This is a genomic window from Paraburkholderia bryophila (assembly GCF_013409255.1).
Taxonomy (GTDB): domain Bacteria; phylum Pseudomonadota; class Gammaproteobacteria; order Burkholderiales; family Burkholderiaceae; genus Paraburkholderia.
The window spans coordinates 2662859-2679229 of the sequence record NZ_JACCAS010000002.1; the positions used below are offsets into that span (position 1 = coordinate 2662859).

Genomic DNA, 16371 nt, shown 5'->3' on the forward strand with positions numbered 1-16371 from the left:
GCTAGTAACAATTTGTTACGGGGTCCGAGATGTTGACCGCATTCGTTTTTGCCTGCCCGCTTTGCATCGTCGCGCTGTTCAGTTTCGCGCGTCACGTGGATCCAGTCACGGGCCGCTTCAAGCGCTAAATCCAGAAACCGGATTGCCGTGCCGCGTCATGCCGGTCGCCGCCGGCTGACACGACTATCTTCAGCCGTTTCATCGCCAGGTCTTGCCTTTGTGTGCCGAATCGCGGCACGATGCGCGATTACCATCAAGAATGGGGCAGCATCGCGTATGCGAGATTTTCTGGCGAGTATGACGGCGCGCATGAGCGTGCTGAAGGGCGTCCTTCCCTTGACGCGCGCTGGCGCCGCGCGCGATGCGCTGGCCGGCGTGCAACTCGCGTCGATGGATATTCCGCAGGTACTGGGGTACGCGCGTATCGCCGGCATGCCGGCCGTGGCAGGGCTTTACACCGTTTTCCTGCCGTTGCTCGCCTTTGCGTTTTTCGGTGCCTCCCGGCACCTCGTGGTCGCCGCCGATTCCGCGACCGCCACCATCTTCGCGAGCCGGCTCTCCACCATGGCGCCGGCGTCGAGCGTCGAATATGCGTCGCTCGCCGCGACGGTCGCGTTGCTGACCGCCGCGTTGCTGCTCGTCGCGCGCATTTTCAAACTGGGCTTTCTGGCCGACTTTCTGTCGCGCACCGTGCTGGTCGGCTTTCTCGCGGGCGTCGGCGTGCAGGTCGGCATTGCCATGCTCGGCGACATGTTCGGCGTGCCCGGCCATGCGGCGAGCAGCGTCGCGCAAGTGGCGCTGGTGGTGCGCGAAGCGGCGCAGATCCATCTGCCGACGCTCTGCATTTCGCTGCTGGTGGTCGTCTCCATTCTCGCGTGCAAACGCTTTTTGCCGCGTGCGCCGGTGCCGCTGTTCGCCGTCGTGGCGGGCATCGCCGCCAGCGATATCTACGGCTTCGCGGCGCACGGCATCTCCGTGCTCGGGCCGGTGGCGGGCGGACTGCCGCCGCTGCGCATGCCTTCCGTAACGTGGCAGCAGATGCTCGATCTGTTGCCGGTCGCGGCCTCCTGTTTCGTGATGATCGTCGCGCAGAGCGCCGCCGCGAGCCGCGTGTTCGCCGAGCGTTATCACGAACCCGTCGACACCAACGCCGACCTGCTGGGCATCGCCGCGGCCAACGCGGCGGCGGCGTTCACGGGCGCCTTCGTGGTCAACGGCAGCCCGACGCAAACGGCCATGGGCGATCGCGCGGGCACGCGCAGCCAGTTCGCGCAGGTTGTGTTCGCGGCAGTGGTGGTGGTCGTGCTGCTGTTTTTCAGCCGCTTTTTGCAGTATCTGCCGCATTGCATTCTCGCCAGCATCGTCTTCACGATCGCCGTCGGTCTGATCAACGTGCAGGCGCTGTTTTCGATTCGCCGCGAAAGTCCGGGCGAATTCACGCTGGCCGTGTTTACCGCGCTGGCGGTCGTGCTGATCGGCGTCGAGCACGGCATTCTGGTCGCCGTGGCCCTCTCGCTACTGCGCCACGTGCGCCACAGTTACCGTCCTCACACGATGATTCTCGCGCCCGGCGACGGCGGCGTCTGGGTGCCGGTGCCGGCCGTGCCCGGCATGCAGACCGCGCCGGGGTTGATCGTCTATCGCTTCGGCGCCGACCTGTTCTACGCGAACGATCACTTCTTCGTCGACGATACACGCCGCCTGATCGATCACGCGCCGAGCAAGGTGCGCTGGTTCGTCGTCGACGCGAGCGCGATTACCGACCTCGACTATTCGGCGGCGCGTTCGGTGGGGGAGTTGTGCGAGGCGTTGAAGGCCAGCGGCATCGAGGTGATCTTCGCCCGCGTAAACCGATATCTGCGCGCGGATATGGACCGGCATGGGATCACGCCGGTGATCGACACGAGCTGCATTTTCAGCACCCTGCACGAGGCGCTGCGCTCGGCCGGTGTGGATAAGCCGGACCTGCACGTCAAGGAAGCCACCTAGGCGCTGGTTCTCGCCGGTTCCGTTTAGCGCGGCGGTTCGTCGTCGAAGAAGAAGTGGCCGATAAAGCAGCATGCGCCGGCAACGACCACGCCGAGCACGGCCACCGTATAAGCGAGCGCGGCGCCGTGCCACAGTCCGTCGAACCAGTCGTGAAGCTGCGCCATCAACACTTCCGCCGTGCCGCCGATACGCTGCAATTCGATCTGATAGCGCGGGTCGGCGATGCCGTACTGGGAGACGGCGCTGTCGGGCGGCGCGGCCGTCGCGTAGAGAATCACCGCGGCGATCAGACTGGCAATCAGCACCGCGGCGCCCGCCAGATAAAACCGCTTCTGCGATGACGGACGTTGCGCGCCCGGGTTGGAATGGTCGCTACCGCTCATTGTGTTCGTGGATCCGCTCTGCTTGTCGTGGCGACAGTATCGCAGAGCGGCGCTGCGCGTCATGCACTGCGCACGCGGCTAGCTTTTCGATGTCAGCATCTTCAGGCCGGCGATCCCGAACATGATCGCTAGCGAGCCGTCGAGCCAGCGCCGGATTGCCAGATAGATACGGCGTGCCGACGCGGTCGAGAACAACACCGCGTAGCTGCTGAACACCGAAACGCCGATGCACATGCACCCCAGCACCACCGGCAAGGTATGCGAGGTGCCGCCTGCTGGCGACACGGCCAGCGACACGATCGACAGCCAGACCAGAATCGCCTTCGGATTGGTGAGATGCAGCAACAGGCCACGCAGATAGAGACGCTGCGGCGGCTCGTTCCGGCGGGTCGCGTTGGCCGGCAACGCGCTAGCGCTGAAGGCGGAACGCGCGGACTTGAAACCGAGCCACAGCAGATAGAGTCCGCCGGCAATCTTGATCGCGACCAGACACTCCGAGTAGGAGGCCAGCACCGCCGACAACCCCAGCGACGCCAGCAGCGCCCAGAAGAACGAACCCGACACCACGCCGAGCGCGAAAGTGAGCGCGGCGCGGCGGCCTGCGCTCATGGCCAGCGACATGATCGCCAGGTTGCTCGGCCCCGGGCTCGCGGTGCCGACGAAGTACGCGCCGTAGGCGATCAGGACATCGGCGGTGACGAAGCTGCTGGTGATCATGGGTTTTAAACCTCAGGGGCAGACAAACCGTGCCGCTCGACACGAACACGGGGACAAAAGGCGACTCGATGCGCGAGCAACGATTCTGAGCGCTCACGCGCCACGCTCACAGATACAGTTGGTACGGACCGCAACAGCACAATCGCGCGTGGGCATTGGTCTTGACGTTGGTTTTGGCGTGATCGCTCACGCGCCGGCCGCCGTGCCGATGCAGTCGGCGAGCGCTTCCGCCACCGCTTGCCGGCTGTGCCGCGGACGCTGCACGAGGCCGATTTCACGATGAAACGTCGCGTCGCCGAGTTCGAGCGCGACGACATTGGCGGGCCACTTGCCGAGCCCGACCGTCTTCGGAATCAACGCCACGCCGATGCCGCGCGCGACGAGTTGCACGATTCCCTGCAATTCGTCGAGCTCGATCACGTCCTGCACATTCAGCCGCGAGCGCCGCAGAAACCGGTCCACCAGCCTGCCGCCGAACGACGCGCGGTCGTAGCGGATAAACGGCGCGCTCCTGAGCAGTTCGCGCCAGGCGGGTTGGTTGCGCGCGAGCGCTTTCGGCGCGAGCAGCACGAACGGCTCGCTGGCGAGCGAGCGCCATTCGAGTTCGGACGGCAGCGCGAACGGCGGCCGGATGATCACCGCCAGATCGAGTTCGCCGGAATCCACCTGGCCCAGCAAGCCCAGCGACACGCCTGGCACGACGCGTATCCGCCAACCGGGGCGGTCGTCGCGAAAGCGCGCCAGCGCGTCGGCCAGAAACGACACCTGCGCGGACGCGATCGCGCCCATCCGCAGCATGCCGCTCTCCGCCGCGACCGCGCCGCGTTCCGAGAGCCGCGCGTACAGCGTCATCATTTCCTCGGCGAGCGTCAGCGTTTCGCGGCCCGCGTCGTTCAACGTGGCGGAGCGCCCGGTGCGGTCGAACAGCGCGAAGCCGAGTTCTTCCTCGAGCCGCTGCATTTGCGCGCTCACGGCGGATTGCGTCAGGCCAATACGCGCGCCCGCGCCGGAGAACGTGCCGTACTGACTGACGGCGATAAAGGTTTTGAGTTCGCTCAGCATGATCGATTGATCGATTTTAGTGTTGGTCAGGTCAAATATATATCGTTTTGAAGCAATTTTGGTCATGGTTAAAATCGCCTTCAACGGTGTGGCGCTGCGCGCGTCTCAGCCCGCCGCAAGCGCAAGTTCAACCCGTCACATTTCAATCCCTCATACCAACCGCGAGCCTTCCCCATCATGAGCGTTGCCGAAACCAGTTTGCCGCCGTTCCATCTGGCGTTTCCTGTCCATAGCCTCGCCGCCGCGCGCGAGTTTTACGGCGACCTGCTGGGTTGTCCGGAAGGCCGCAGTTCCGAGGCATGGGTCGATTTCAATTTCTACGGTCATCAGATCGTCGCGCACCTCGCGCCGGACGAACTTGGCCACCGCCACACCAGCAAGGTGGACGGCGACGCCGTGCCGGTCCGTCACTTCGGCGCCGTGCTGTCCATGGCGCAATGGCAGGCCGCCGCGGACAAACTGCAACAGGCCGGCATCGACTTCATCATCGAACCGCATGTGCGTTTCAAGGGCGAAGTCGGCGAGCAGGCAACCATGTTCTTTCTCGATCCGTCGGGCAATGCGCTGGAATTCAAGGCGTTTGCCGATATGTCGTCGTTGTTCGCGAAGTAGTTTTTTTACGGATGTAATGCGGGTTGGCTGCCTACTCAACCCGTTTTGAAAGATACGTTACGTATTTGCTTGTCGTGATTTGTTCTGAGCGCCTGTCTCGTGGTTTCCGCGCGAGACAGGCGATTTCAAATGTCGCCAAGCGCGCCCATCTTCATTCAACAAACGTTTGCTCTACGCCAACTACGGCGGTGTTTCAAACGCATTTCGCCTTACATTAACCTTCCTGACGGTTCCGCCATTTTCACGCCATGCAGGTGTTGGTGCTAGCGATCTAGCATATGTGCTGGATTCAACCATCCCTTACCAGCATTCTCTCGGGCGCGTTTCATGTGGATTGTTAACGTTGCGCTTAAACGGCCATACACGTTCATCGTGATGGCCATTCTGATCTTGCTGGCGACGCCGTTCGTGCTGTTGACCACGCCGGTCGACGTATTGCCGGAAATCAATATTCCGGTGGTCAGCATCATCTGGAATTACACCGGTTTGTCGGCCGAAGACATGGCCAACCGTATCACCTCGGTCAACGAGCGCAGTCTGACCACCACCGTCAACGACATCGAGCACATCGAGTCGCAGTCGCTGGCGGGCATCGCGATTCTGAAGATCTTCCTGCAACCCACCGCGAACATCCAGACCGCGATCGCACAGACCGTTGCGGTGGAGCAGGCGCAGCTCAAGCAGATGCCGCCGGGCGCGACGCCGCCGCTCGTGATCAGCTATTCGGCCTCGAGCATTCCGGTGATCCAGCTCGGTCTGTCGAGCCCGAAGCTCTCGGAGCAGGCGCTCAACGACACCGCGCTGAACTTCCTGCGCCCGCAACTCGTGACGATTCCCGGCGCGGCCGTGCCATATCCGTACGGCGGCAAGTCGCGGCTGATCTCGGTCGACCTCGACACGCGGGCGTTGCTGGCGAAAGGCCTGACGCCCTCGGACGTGGTCAGCGCATTTAACGCGCAGAACCTGATTCTGCCGACCGGTACGGCCAAGATCGGGCCGAAGGAATACACGATCAACATGAACGGCTCGCCCGCCACGGTGGAAGGGCTCAACGACATTCCGGTGCGCACGCTCAACGGCGCGACCACCTATCTGCGCGAGGTCGCGCACGTGCGCGACGGGTTCTCGCCGCAGACCAATATCGTGCGTCAGGATGGCCACCGCGGCGTGTTGATCTCGGTGCTCAAGAACGGCAGCGCGTCGACGCTGTCGATCGTCAATACGCTGCGCGACCTGCTGCCGAGCGCGCGCGCTTCTTTGCCGCCGGACCTGAACGTGACGGCGCTGTTCGATCAGTCGGTGTTCGTGAAAGCCGCGGTGCAAGGCGTGGTGCGTGAGGCGCTGGTGGCCGCCGCGCTGACCGCCGCGATGATTCTGCTGTTTCTCGGCAACTGGCGCAGCACCTGCATCATCGCGATCTCGATTCCGTTGTCGATTTTGTCTTCGCTGATTGCATTGCACGCGCTTGGGCAGACCATCAACATCATGACGCTCGGCGGGCTCGCGCTCGCCGTCGGGATCCTGGTCGACGATGCGACGGTGACGATCGAGAATATCGAACGGCATCTGCATATGGGCACGAATCTGCACGACGCGATTCTCGACGGCGCGGGCGAGATCGCCATTCCGGCGCTGGTGTCCACGCTGTGTATCTGTATCGTGTTCGTGCCGATGTTCTTCCTGACCGGCGTGGCGCGTTATCTGTTCGTGCCGCTCGCCGAAGCGGTCGTGTTCGCGATGCTCGCCTCGTACATTTTGTCGCGCACGCTGGTGCCGACCCTCGCGATGCTGCTGATGGGCCACGCGCACAAGCCGAAAGCCGGTGCGAAACCGAATCCGTTCATGCGCATCTATCACCGCTTCGATCAGGGCTTCGAGCGCATGCGCGCCGGCTACATCATGATTCTGAGCAGCGTGCTGGTGCGGCGCGGACGCTTCGGCAGCCTGTTCCTCGGCTTCTGCATTGTCTCGATGGGGCTGGTTTTCGTGCTCGGCGAAGACTTCTTTCCGAGTGTCGACGCGGGCGATATCCGCCTGCATATGCGTGCGCCGACCGGCACCCGGATCGAGGAAACCGCGCGTCTCGCGGACGAGGTCGAGAAGACGATTCGCGAGGTCGTCCCCGCGAAAGAACTGGGCACGATTCTCGACAACCTCGGCTTGCCGTATAGCGGTATCAATCTCTCTTATAGCAATGCCGGCACGATCGGCACGCTCGACGGCGAGATCCAGGTCGCGCTGAACGAAGACCATAAGCCGACGCAAACCTACATGGACAAGTTGCGCACGCTTCTGCCGCAGCGTTTTCCTGGCGTGGAGTTTTTCTTCCAGCCGGCCGACATCGTCACGCAGATTCTGAACTTCGGTTTGCCGGCCGCAGTGGACGTGCAGATCTCCGGCGCGGATCAGCAGGGCAACTTCGACATTGCGCGCAAACTGATGAAGCAGGTGCGCATGATTCCCGGCACGGTGGATACGCACATCCAGCAGAAACTGGATGAGCCGGCCATCAATCTTCAGATGGATCGCACCCGTTTGCAGCAGCTCAATCTGAGCGCGAGCAACGTGGCGCAAAACGTGCTGATTTCGTTGTCGGGCAGCTCGCAAACGTCGCCGGGTTTCTGGTTCAACAACCGCAACGGGGTCGAATACAGCGTCGCGGTGCAGACGCCGCAGTACCAGGTGTCGTCGATCGACGAATTGCTGCGCACGCCCGTGTCGGGCTCGGCCAACGGGCCGACGCAACTACTGGGCAACCTGGTGCGTGTGTCGCCGCAGAGTCAGTTCGCGGAAGTCACGCACTACAACATCAAACCGGTGATCGATCTGTACGTGAGCGTGGAAAGCCGCGACCTGGGCAGCGTGGCGAGCCAGGTCGACAAGCTGGTGAACGACGCGCGCGCGTCGCTGCCGCGCGGCAGTCAGATCATTGTGCGCGGCCAGGTGCAGACCATGCGCAGTTCGTTCTTCGGGCTAGGTATTGGCGTGGCGATGGCGATCGTGCTGGTGTACCTGTTGATCGTGGTGAACTTCCAGTCGTGGGTCGATCCGCTGATCATCGTCAGCGCGTTGCCGGCGGCGCTCGCGGGCATTGTGTGGATGCTGTTTCTGACCGGCACGCATCTGAGCGTGCCGGCGCTGACCGGCGCGATCATGACGATGGGCGTGGCGACCGCCAACAGTATTCTGATGGTGTCGTTCGCGCGCCAGCGGCTCTCGGCCGGCGCACCGCCGCTCACCGCCGCGCTCGAAGCCGGTGCGAGCCGGATCCGCCCGGTGCTGATGACCGCTTTCGCCATGATCATCGGCATGATTCCGATGGCGCTCGGCCTCGGCGAAGGCGCCGAGCAGAACGCGCCGCTCGGCCGCGCGGTGATCGGCGGTCTGCTGTTTGCCACGGTATCCACGCTGTTTTTCGTGCCGCTGGTGTTCGCGGGTATTCATACCCGGCTCGCGCGGCGCCACGGTGAAGACGACGATGCGGACCACTCGGGCGGCCACGACGGCGGTAACGGTAATGGCAACGACGGCCCCGCGCCGGACCACGGCGGCGCTGCCAAGCCCGCGTAAAGTTAAATGATGGCTGACTGAAATGACCGAAAAAACCCATGCATCGCTAGCGATCCCCGCGCGAGAGACCGAAGGCGGGCACGCATTGCCGCCGCGCCATCGCGAATGGAAGCGCGCCAAAATCGCTATCTGGATCGTGCTGGCGCTGCTCGCCGTGGGCGCGTTGCGCACCGTGATCGCGGACGTGCTGCAGAGCCGTTCGGTGGCGGAGACGACCAAACAGAACGCCACGCAATACGTGAATGTGGTGAGTCCGACGCAGACCTCGGGTGGCGGCGACACGCTGTTGCCGGGCACCTTGCGCGGCAACGTGGAGTCGCCGATCTATGCGCGCTCAACGGGTTATCTGCTGCACTGGTACGCCGATATCGGCGCGCGGGTGAAGCAGGGGCAACTGCTGGCCGATCTGGACACGCCGGAAATCGATCAGGAATTGGCGCAGGCGTTGGCGCAGCGTCAGCAAACCAGCTCGAGTCTCGGCCTCGCGAAGAGTTCGCTGGACCGCTGGCAGCAATTGCGTCAGCGCGACGCGGTGTCGCAACAGGAACTCGACGAACGGCAGAGCACGTACACGCAGGACATCGCCAACCTCGCCGCGGCCGACGCCAATGTCAAACGTCTGCAGCAACTGGAATCGTTCAAGCGCATCGTCGCGCCGTTCGCCGGCGTGGTCACGCAACGCAACGTCGACGTCGGCGACCTGATCGACGCGGGCAGCGGCACGAGCCGCGCGCTGTTCGCGCTGGCGCAGTCGGACCCGCTGCGCGTTTATGTGCAATTGCCGCAGGCTTACGCGCAAAACGTCTCGGTCGATCAGAAGGTGGTGGTGACGCAGGCGGAACTGGCCGGTCAGCAATTCCACGGCACGATCACGCACATGTCCGGCGCGATCGACGTGCCCACGCGTTCGTTGCAGATCGAAGTGACGCTGCCGAACCCCGACGACAAGCTGCGCCCCGGCGCGTACGTCCAGGTCGCGGTGCCGGCGGTGGCCCATGCGCAACTGATGGTGCCGGGCAACGCGCTGCTGTTCCGCGCGGAAGGTCCGCGGCTCGCCGTGGTCGACGGGCAGGGCAAGGTGCAGTTGCGCAAGATCGTGATCGCGCAGGATCTCGGACAGTCGCTCGAAATCGAAAGCGGGATCGAGGCGAGCGACAAGGTGATCATCAACCCGAGCGATTCGATCGCGGACGGCGATCACGTGCAGATCACCCAGCCGCAGAAAAACGGCAAGGGGGCGTCGTGAGGGTCGCAGGCCCATGCCGGGCGATCACGACACTCGCGGGCGCGGCCTTGCTGGCGGCGTGCACGGTCGGGCCGGACTATCAGCGCCCGCAAGCCGAGGTGCCGCCCACGTGGCAGACCGATTCGTACTGGCGGGTGGCGGAGCCGTCGCATGCGCCGATCGCGCTGGACTGGTGGAGCGGTTTCGGCGATCCGGCGCTGGCCGCGCTGGAAACCCAGGCGCTCGCGCAGAACCAGACGCTGGTGGCCGCAAGCGCCCACTATGCGCAGGCCACGGCGACACTCGCGAATACGCGCGCGCAGCAGATTCCCGAGGTTGACCTTGGGGCCTCCGGCTCGCGCTTCCGTATTTCGAAGGATCGTCCGCTGACCAATTATGCGACGCCGACCGAGTCGACGGTGCAGAACAATGTGCAGCTCGGCCCCACGATCAACTACGACACCGATCTATTCGGCCGGATACGTCGTCAGGTGGAAGGCGCGTCGGCGTCGGCGGAACAATCGGCCGACGACCTCGCCAACGCGCGGCTGGTGCTGACCACCGACCTCGCCACCGACTATTTCTCGCTGCGCGAGCTCGACGCCGAGATCGACGTGCTGAACCAGTCGGTGAAACTGCAGCAGAAGGCGCTCGATTACGTGAGCGCCGAGCATGAGCTCGGTTCGGTGTCGGGGCTCGACGTGTTGCAGCAGAAGTCGCTGCTCGACTCGACCAAGGTGCAGGCGCAACTGCTGCTGAATCAGCGCGCGCAATTCGAACATGCGATCGCCGCATTGGTCGGCGTACCCGCGCCGCAATTCGCCATCGCGCCGAAGGTGCTCGACACGCAGGTGCCGGCGATTCCGCTCGGCCTGCCGAGCGACGTGTTGCAACGCCGGCCCGATATCGCCTCTGCCGAACGCGCGATGGCTGCGGCGAATGCGCAGATCGGCGTGGCCAAGGCGGCGTTTTTCCCGAGCCTGACGCTGACGCCGGGCATCGGCTGGGAAGCCACGCAGTTCGCCAGCCTGCTGAGCGCGCCAACGCTGATGTGGACGCTCGGCGCGACGGTCGGCCAGGTGCTGTTCGACGGCGGCCGCCGTGCGGCGAACGTGAAGTTCGCGAGCGAAGGCTACAGGGCCAACGAGGCCACCTACCGGCAAACCGTGCTGACCGCGTTCCAGCAGGTGCAGGACGGTATCACCGGGCTGTCGGTGCTGGACGGCGCGGCGAAGCAGTCGCACGAAGCGGTGACCGATGCGCAGCATCTGCTGTCGCTCGCCACCGACCGTTATTCGGGCGGTCTCGTCGCGTATCTCGACGTGATCACCGCGCAGCAGTCGCTGCTCACGAGCGAGCGCCAGGACGTGCAGATTCACGGCCAGCAGATGACGCTGTCGGTGGCGCTGGTCAAGGCATTGGGCGGCGGTTGGGAGGCCGGCACGGCGATGGCGGCCACCTCGAAAGACGCACAATCGAACGACGCGAAGGAGGCGATGGCTCCCGCGCGGTGAGCCGGCCGATCATGAGCAGGCATGGGTGGGAGAGGGATGCGCAAGCAATGCGAGGCGTTTCGTATAATGCACAGACAAGGGGACGCGCATGAAATTGCTGATTGTTGAAGACGAGCACAAGGTGGTGGACTATCTGCGCTCCGGTTTGACAGAGCAGGGCTGGGTCGTGGACGTCGCGCTAGATGGCGAGGAGGGCATGCATCTCGCCACCGAATTCGATTACGACGTGATCGTGCTCGACGTGATGCTGCCCAAACGCGACGGCTTCAGCGTGCTGAAGGCGCTGCGCATGCGCAAGTCCACGCCGGTCATCATGCTGACCGCGCGCGACCATGTGACCGACCGCGTGCGCGGCCTGCGCGAAGGCGCGGACGACTACCTCACCAAACCGTTTTCGTTCCTCGAACTGGTCGAGCGGCTGCATGCGCTGGCGCGCCGCACGCGCTCGCAGGAATCGACGCTGATTTCAGTGGGCGATCTGTTCGTCGATCTGATCGGCCGCCGTGCGACGCGCGACGGCGTACGCCTCGACCTGACCGCCAAAGAGTTTCAGTTGCTCAGCGTGCTGGCCCGCCGGCAAGGCGACATTCTGTCGAAGACCGCGATCACCGAACTCGTCTGGGACGTCAATTTCGACAGCCACACGAACGTAGTGGAGACCGCGATCAAACGCCTGCGCGCGAAGCTCGACGGTCCGTTTCCGTCCAAGCTGCTGCATACCGTGCGCGGCATGGGCTATGTGCTCGAAGTGCGCGAGGAGGCTGAGCAGTCATGAACCGATCGATCGCCCGCCGCCTCGCGCTGATGTTCGCGCTGGTCGCGCTGTCCGTGTTCACGCTGGTGGGCACGGGACTCTTCGTGGTGTTGCGCACGCAACTCGAACACCATCTGCGCGAGTCGCTCGACGATCGCGTGCAGATCGCGCGCATCATCGTTTATCACGCCGTGACGCCGGAAAAGTGGCGCATGTGCCGTGAAAAACTCACCGACATGACACCGCACGACGGTAGCACCGTGTACTCCGTATCGAGTACCGATCCGTATTTCCACTACGGGCAGCCGGTCGAAGGCACGGCGGTGAAGAACTGGCCGGGCGGTTACGCGCGCGTGAAGCCGGCCGGCGGCGGCCAGGACATGCTGACCTCCACGGTGACGATCCCGTCTTACGACGCGCGCCCGCCGTTGCAATTGCAGGTGGCCGCGAGCTATTCGCCGAACATTCGCACCATGCGCGTATTCGGCTCGGCGCTCGCCGCGTTGTCCGCGTTGGGCAGTCTCGCGGTGCTGCTGCTCAGTTATTCGGTGACGCGTCTCGGTCTCGCGCCGCTCACGCGCCTCACGCGAGACGCTTCCGCCGTCAGTCCGAACAACCGCTCGCAGCGCCTGAATACCGCCTCGCTGCCGCTCGAACTGAACGACCTGGCCAATTCATTCAACGGTGCGCTCGAACGGCTGGACGGCGCGTATGGCCGCCTCGAATCGTTCAATGCGGACGTGGCCCACGAACTGCGCACGCCGGTGACGATTCTGATCGGCCAGACCGAAGTGGCGTTGACCCGCAATCGTTCGGTGGACGATCTGCGTCATACGCTGCAATCGAACCTCGAAGAATACGAGCGGATGCGCGCGATCATCAACGACATGCTGTTTCTCGCGCGCGCCGATCAGGGCGAACGCGCGACGGGTCTCGTCGAGGTGTCGCTGGCCGCGGAAGTGGCGCATACGCTGGAGTTTCTCGAGATCCCGCTCGAGGAAGCGCGCGTGCATGCCACGCTTCGTGGCGACGCGCAGACGCGCGTGAACCGCTCGCTATTCGGCCGCGCCTGCACGAATCTGCTGATGAACGCGATCCAGCACTGCGAACCCGGCGCGGCGATCAGCGTGACGATCGCGCGCCACGACGATCAGGTGCGCGTGGCGGTGGCCAACCCCGGCGAGCCGATCGAGCCCGGCGTGCTCGAGCATTTGTTCGACCGCTTCTATCGCGCGGAAGTCTCGCGCACGAATAGCCGTGAAAACCATGGCCTCGGTCTGGCGATCGTGAAGGCGATCGCGGAGATGCATCGCGGCACCGTGTCGGCGCACAGCGCGAATGGCATCAACACGTTTTCGTTTTCGATCGCGGCCTCGCAGATCGACACGGCGTTGCCGAGCATGCGTTCGGCTACCGGCAACAGCGCCCATGTCGCGGCCGAGGCGACGGGTTATTCGTCGCTGGTGAAAGGCAAGTCCGCCTGAACCGGCAGGCGCGGCAGCAAGACCCGTGCACTAGAAATCCAGCGTGAACTGGGGCGACTTGTCGTCCAACACCTCTCCGACGCGCTGGAGGTTACCCGCCTTGACGCCTAACAGCCGGATGGATTTCAAAAGCTCGACCCTTTTCAGACACTGCGTCGCCGCACGACGCAGCGCTTTTGCGTCGGCAATGGGTTCCGCAAGCGTGACGTCGCGCGTTACCGTCTTGAAGTCATTGAAGCGCAGCTTGATGCCGATCTTCCGCGCCAGATAGCCTTTTCGCTGCAAATCCAGCGCCACCTGCTCGCAGAGGCGAGTAAACGCGGCGCCCAGTTCCTGCCTGTGCTGCACGGCGTGCAAGTCTTGTTCGAAGGTGGTCTCCCGGCTCATCGAGACCGGCTCGCTATGCGTCACCACGGGCCTGTCATCAAGACCATGAGAGACCCTGTGAAGCCACGATCCGTAGCTCGATCCAAAGTGTTCGACGAGCCAATGCTCGTCGCGCGCCGCGATTTCACCGATCGTCGTGATGCCCAACGCCCCAAGTTTGGCGCCGGCCTTCGGGCCGATTCCGTTGATTTTGCTCGCGGCCATCGGCCAGATCGTGGATTGCAAATCCTCGAGCCTCAGGATCGTGACGCCGTCTGGCTTGCGCATGTCGGAACATAGCTTGGCGAGAAGCTTGTTGGGCGCAATGCCGACCGAGCAGGTGAGTTGGGTTGCTTCGAACACGGCGGACTTCAATTGGCGCGCGATTTCCTCCGATTCGCCATTCAGGAGCGAGACGTCGGCGTAGACCTCGTCGATTCCAACGTCCTGAATGGTCGAACTGACCGATCGAACCGCATCCTTGAACAGACGCGAGTAGGTTCGGTACAGTTCAAAGTTGACCGGCAGGAGAACGGCGTTCGGCGCCAGCCGGGCCGCTTTCATCGTGGGCATGCCGGAGTGAACGCCGAACGCTCGTGCTTCGTAGGTTGCGGTCGTCAGGACGCCTCGACCCGTGTAGTCGCGCAACCGGGAGAACTCACGCGTGCCGTCCGGATTGGTGCGCGGCGCATCCGAACGACGACCGGCGACCACCATTGCCTCGCCTCGTAGCTCGGGGTACTGCGACAGTTCACAGGACGCAAAGAATGCGTCCATGTCGATGTGGGCTATCCGCCTGTCATCTGGCATGCCTTGATACCTGAAAATGGCGTTCAATCGTTTCGCGGGTCAACTTGAGTCGCATAGCTTGAGTTGTAAAGTGCGACGATAGTTTAGCCCGTCTCCGGCCGACTACGATCCCCATCATTTGACAATTCGATGCAATTCGCCATGACATTTCTTGCAAGATTTAACTTTTGCGACGGCGGCGAACGATTACCATGACAGGCCAATAAGGCCATTTCCGGTTACCTCCATTGAAGTCCTGTTTGTCGGCGCTTTTCCGGCGCGAAATCGAGGTAACACCCGGGCAAATGACCAACACGATTCCCCTTGTCACGGCAGACCTGGCCGGCTGCTGCGGCCACTAGTCAGCCATCGCCATGGGTCTCCGTTCGTGAGGTCGCCGCGCGTCGTTTACCGCGCCATAAAAACAGCACACGAGATTGACATCCGGTCAACGGCGATACGCTATCTGAAGCACTATCTCGCCACGACCGCCTGATTAAATGACGCTAGTATGGGGATACGAATGACGAGCTGGATCAAGAGAGACCGGGATTGAAACCCTCTGAACGGCGCCCGCTGATCTACTGGACACCCGCGCCATCGCGGGCTCTGTGCGACGAATTGACCAGCCGTAACTGGAATCTGTTCGCCGTCGGGGCGACGGGCGAGTCGCAGGCTCAGGCGCATGGCGAGCCGATCGGCGGCATTCTCGATCTGAGCACCGTGCCGATCGACGAACTGCGCGATATATCGACCATGTGCGCGAGATTGCCCAATGTCACGTGGGTGGCGCTCGTCGACGCGAAGCAGGCGCAGATGCCGTCCGTGCGATCCTTGTTGCGCGACTACTGTTTCGACTACATCACGTTGCCGTCGGCCGACGAACGGATTGCCGATGCCGTGGGGCATGCTTACGGAATGGCGACGCTGACGGGGCAGCTTACGACCACGCTCGCCCCTGCCGAACGAGGCATGATCGGTAGCTGCGACGCGATGCTGCAGCTATTCGAGGCGGTACGCCGGGTCGCACGCACCGATGCACCGGTGCTGGTGACCGGAGAAACCGGCACGGGCAAGGAGTTGACCGCGGTCGCGATCCACAAGGGATCGCCGCGCAGTGCCGGGCCTTTCGTGGCGATCAATTGCGCGGCCATTCCGCAGCAACTCCTGCAGGCCGAACTATTCGGTTACGAACGCGGGGCGTTTACCGGCGCGAATGCGCGCAAGATCGGATATATCGAAGGGGCCGACGGCGGCACGCTGTTTCTCGACGAAATCGGTGACCTGCCGATCGACAGCCAGGCGAGCCTGTTGCGTTTCCTGCAGGAGCGATCGATCTGCAGAGTGGGCGGTAGCGAGCCGGTGGCGGTCGATACCCGCATCGTGTCGGCCACGCACGTCGACCTGCAGGGCGCCATGACCGAAGGGCGTTTTCGCGCCGACCTGTTTCACCGGCTGTGTGTGCTGCGGGTCGAGCAGCCGCCGTTGCGTTCACGCGGCAAGGACATCGAGTTGCTGGCCTTGCATATGTTCGAACGTTTCAAATCCGACGCGCCGCATCGCGTGCGAGGATTCTCAGCCGACGCGATCGACGCGATGTACAAGCACGATTGGCCAGGCAATGTGCGGGAATTGATCAACCGTATTCGCCGCGCACTCGTGATGGCGAAAGGGCGGATGGTCACCGCGGAAGATCTGGAGCTCCAACGCAGCGGGGAGGCCGCGCCTCTGTCGGTGGCCGCCGCCCGGCAGGCGATTGAGCGTGAAGTGATCGAACTTGCGCTCGCCCGCAATCGAGGGCGCCTTGCCGGCGCCGCACGGGAGTTGGGTATTTCACGCGCCACGCTTTACCGATGGATGGACGCTTATGACATTCCCCGGCCACGACGCGTGAGTTCGTAGGCCG

Annotated in this window: 12 protein-coding genes; 8 read left to right on the forward strand and 4 right to left on the reverse strand. The window is 63.5% G+C overall.

The window, feature by feature from the left end:
• Positions 1-276 precede the first annotated feature (276 nt).
• The gene (locus GGD40_RS32895) at positions 277-1989 is read left to right on the forward strand and encodes a SulP family inorganic anion transporter (RefSeq protein WP_179746459.1); all 1713 of its coding nucleotides are present in this window, start codon (positions 277-279) and stop codon (positions 1987-1989) included.
• A 23-nt stretch (positions 1990-2012) separates the two neighbouring features.
• On the opposite strand, the gene GGD40_RS32900 is transcribed toward GGD40_RS32895, so the two are convergent.
• The 3 genes from GGD40_RS32900 to GGD40_RS32910 all read right to left on the reverse strand — a co-directional run bounded on the left by GGD40_RS32900 (position 2013) and on the right by GGD40_RS32910 (position 4151).
• A complete protein-coding gene (locus tag GGD40_RS32900) occupies positions 2013-2372 on the reverse strand; it encodes a hypothetical protein (RefSeq protein WP_179746461.1) in 360 nt (119 codons plus the stop codon).
• A gap of 78 nt (positions 2373-2450) precedes the next feature.
• Entirely contained in the window at positions 2451-3089 is a 639-nt protein-coding gene (locus GGD40_RS32905) for a LysE family translocator (protein WP_179746463.1), read from the reverse strand.
• Positions 3090-3275: 186 nt separating this feature from the next.
• Complete coding sequence (locus tag GGD40_RS32910; protein WP_179746465.1) at positions 3276-4151, reverse strand: LysR family transcriptional regulator; 876 nt, start codon at positions 4149-4151, stop codon at positions 3276-3278.
• Between the two features lie 177 nt (positions 4152-4328).
• On the opposite strand from GGD40_RS32910, the gene GGD40_RS32915 reads away from it, so the two are divergent.
• The 6 genes from GGD40_RS32915 to GGD40_RS32940 all read left to right on the forward strand — a co-directional run bounded on the left by GGD40_RS32915 (position 4329) and on the right by GGD40_RS32940 (position 13310).
• Positions 4329-4763: a VOC family protein gene (locus tag GGD40_RS32915; protein WP_179709872.1), complete on the forward strand. Its 435-nt coding sequence runs from the start codon at positions 4329-4331 to the stop codon at positions 4761-4763.
• Positions 4764-5090: 327 nt separating this feature from the next.
• Positions 5091-8333, forward strand: coding sequence for an efflux RND transporter permease subunit (locus GGD40_RS32920; protein ID WP_179746467.1), 3243 nt, complete (start codon positions 5091-5093; stop codon positions 8331-8333).
• A 22-nt stretch (positions 8334-8355) separates the two neighbouring features.
• The gene (locus tag GGD40_RS32925; RefSeq protein WP_179746469.1) at positions 8356-9579 is read left to right on the forward strand and encodes an efflux RND transporter periplasmic adaptor subunit; all 1224 of its coding nucleotides are present in this window, start codon (positions 8356-8358) and stop codon (positions 9577-9579) included.
• Positions 9576-11072, forward strand: a complete 1497-nt coding sequence (locus GGD40_RS32930; RefSeq protein ID WP_179746471.1) for an efflux transporter outer membrane subunit — start codon at positions 9576-9578, stop codon at positions 11070-11072. The genes GGD40_RS32925 and GGD40_RS32930 overlap by 4 nt, the downstream gene beginning before the upstream one ends.
• 88 nt (positions 11073-11160) lie before the next feature.
• Complete coding sequence (locus tag GGD40_RS32935; RefSeq protein ID WP_179746473.1) at positions 11161-11847, forward strand: heavy metal response regulator transcription factor; 687 nt, start codon at positions 11161-11163, stop codon at positions 11845-11847.
• Positions 11844-13310 carry a heavy metal sensor histidine kinase gene (locus GGD40_RS32940; RefSeq protein ID WP_179746474.1) on the forward strand — a complete coding sequence of 489 codons (1467 nt, stop codon included), beginning with the start codon at positions 11844-11846 and terminating at the stop codon, positions 13308-13310. The genes GGD40_RS32935 and GGD40_RS32940 overlap by 4 nt, the downstream gene beginning before the upstream one ends.
• A 30-nt stretch (positions 13311-13340) precedes the next feature.
• Here GGD40_RS32940 and dinB read toward each other — a convergent pair whose 3' ends face one another.
• On the reverse strand, positions 13341-14486 hold the full coding sequence (dinB, locus tag GGD40_RS32945; RefSeq protein ID WP_179747131.1) for a DNA polymerase IV: 1146 nt from the start codon (positions 14484-14486) through the stop codon (positions 13341-13343).
• Between the two features lie 555 nt (positions 14487-15041).
• Between dinB and GGD40_RS32950 the strand changes: the two genes are divergently transcribed.
• On the forward strand, positions 15042-16367 hold the full coding sequence (locus GGD40_RS32950; RefSeq protein WP_179747132.1) for a sigma-54 dependent transcriptional regulator: 1326 nt from the start codon (positions 15042-15044) through the stop codon (positions 16365-16367).
• Positions 16368-16371 lie beyond the last annotated feature (4 nt).

What these genes read in the sequence shown, in the direction of transcription:
- GGD40_RS32900 (WP_179746461.1), bottom strand. Translation starts at nt 2,372, where the DNA reads ATGAGCGGTAGCGACCATTCCAACCCGGGCGCGCAACGTCCGTCATCG.
- GGD40_RS32895 (WP_179746459.1), top strand. Translation starts at nt 277, where the DNA reads ATGCGAGATTTTCTGGCGAGTATGACGGCGCGCATGAGCGTGCTGAAG.
- GGD40_RS32935 (WP_179746473.1), top strand. Translation starts at nt 11,161, where the DNA reads ATGAAATTGCTGATTGTTGAAGACGAGCACAAGGTGGTGGACTATCTG.
- GGD40_RS32910 (WP_179746465.1), bottom strand. Translation starts at nt 4,151, where the DNA reads ATGCTGAGCGAACTCAAAACCTTTATCGCCGTCAGTCAGTACGGCACG.
- GGD40_RS32940 (WP_179746474.1), top strand. Translation starts at nt 11,844, where the DNA reads ATGAACCGATCGATCGCCCGCCGCCTCGCGCTGATGTTCGCGCTGGTC.
- GGD40_RS32920 (WP_179746467.1), top strand. Translation starts at nt 5,091, where the DNA reads ATGTGGATTGTTAACGTTGCGCTTAAACGGCCATACACGTTCATCGTG.
- dinB (WP_179747131.1), bottom strand. Translation starts at nt 14,486, where the DNA reads ATGCCAGATGACAGGCGGATAGCCCACATCGACATGGACGCATTCTTT.
- GGD40_RS32915 (WP_179709872.1), top strand. Translation starts at nt 4,329, where the DNA reads ATGAGCGTTGCCGAAACCAGTTTGCCGCCGTTCCATCTGGCGTTTCCT.
- GGD40_RS32905 (WP_179746463.1), bottom strand. Translation starts at nt 3,089, where the DNA reads ATGATCACCAGCAGCTTCGTCACCGCCGATGTCCTGATCGCCTACGGC.
- GGD40_RS32925 (WP_179746469.1), top strand. Translation starts at nt 8,356, where the DNA reads ATGACCGAAAAAACCCATGCATCGCTAGCGATCCCCGCGCGAGAGACC.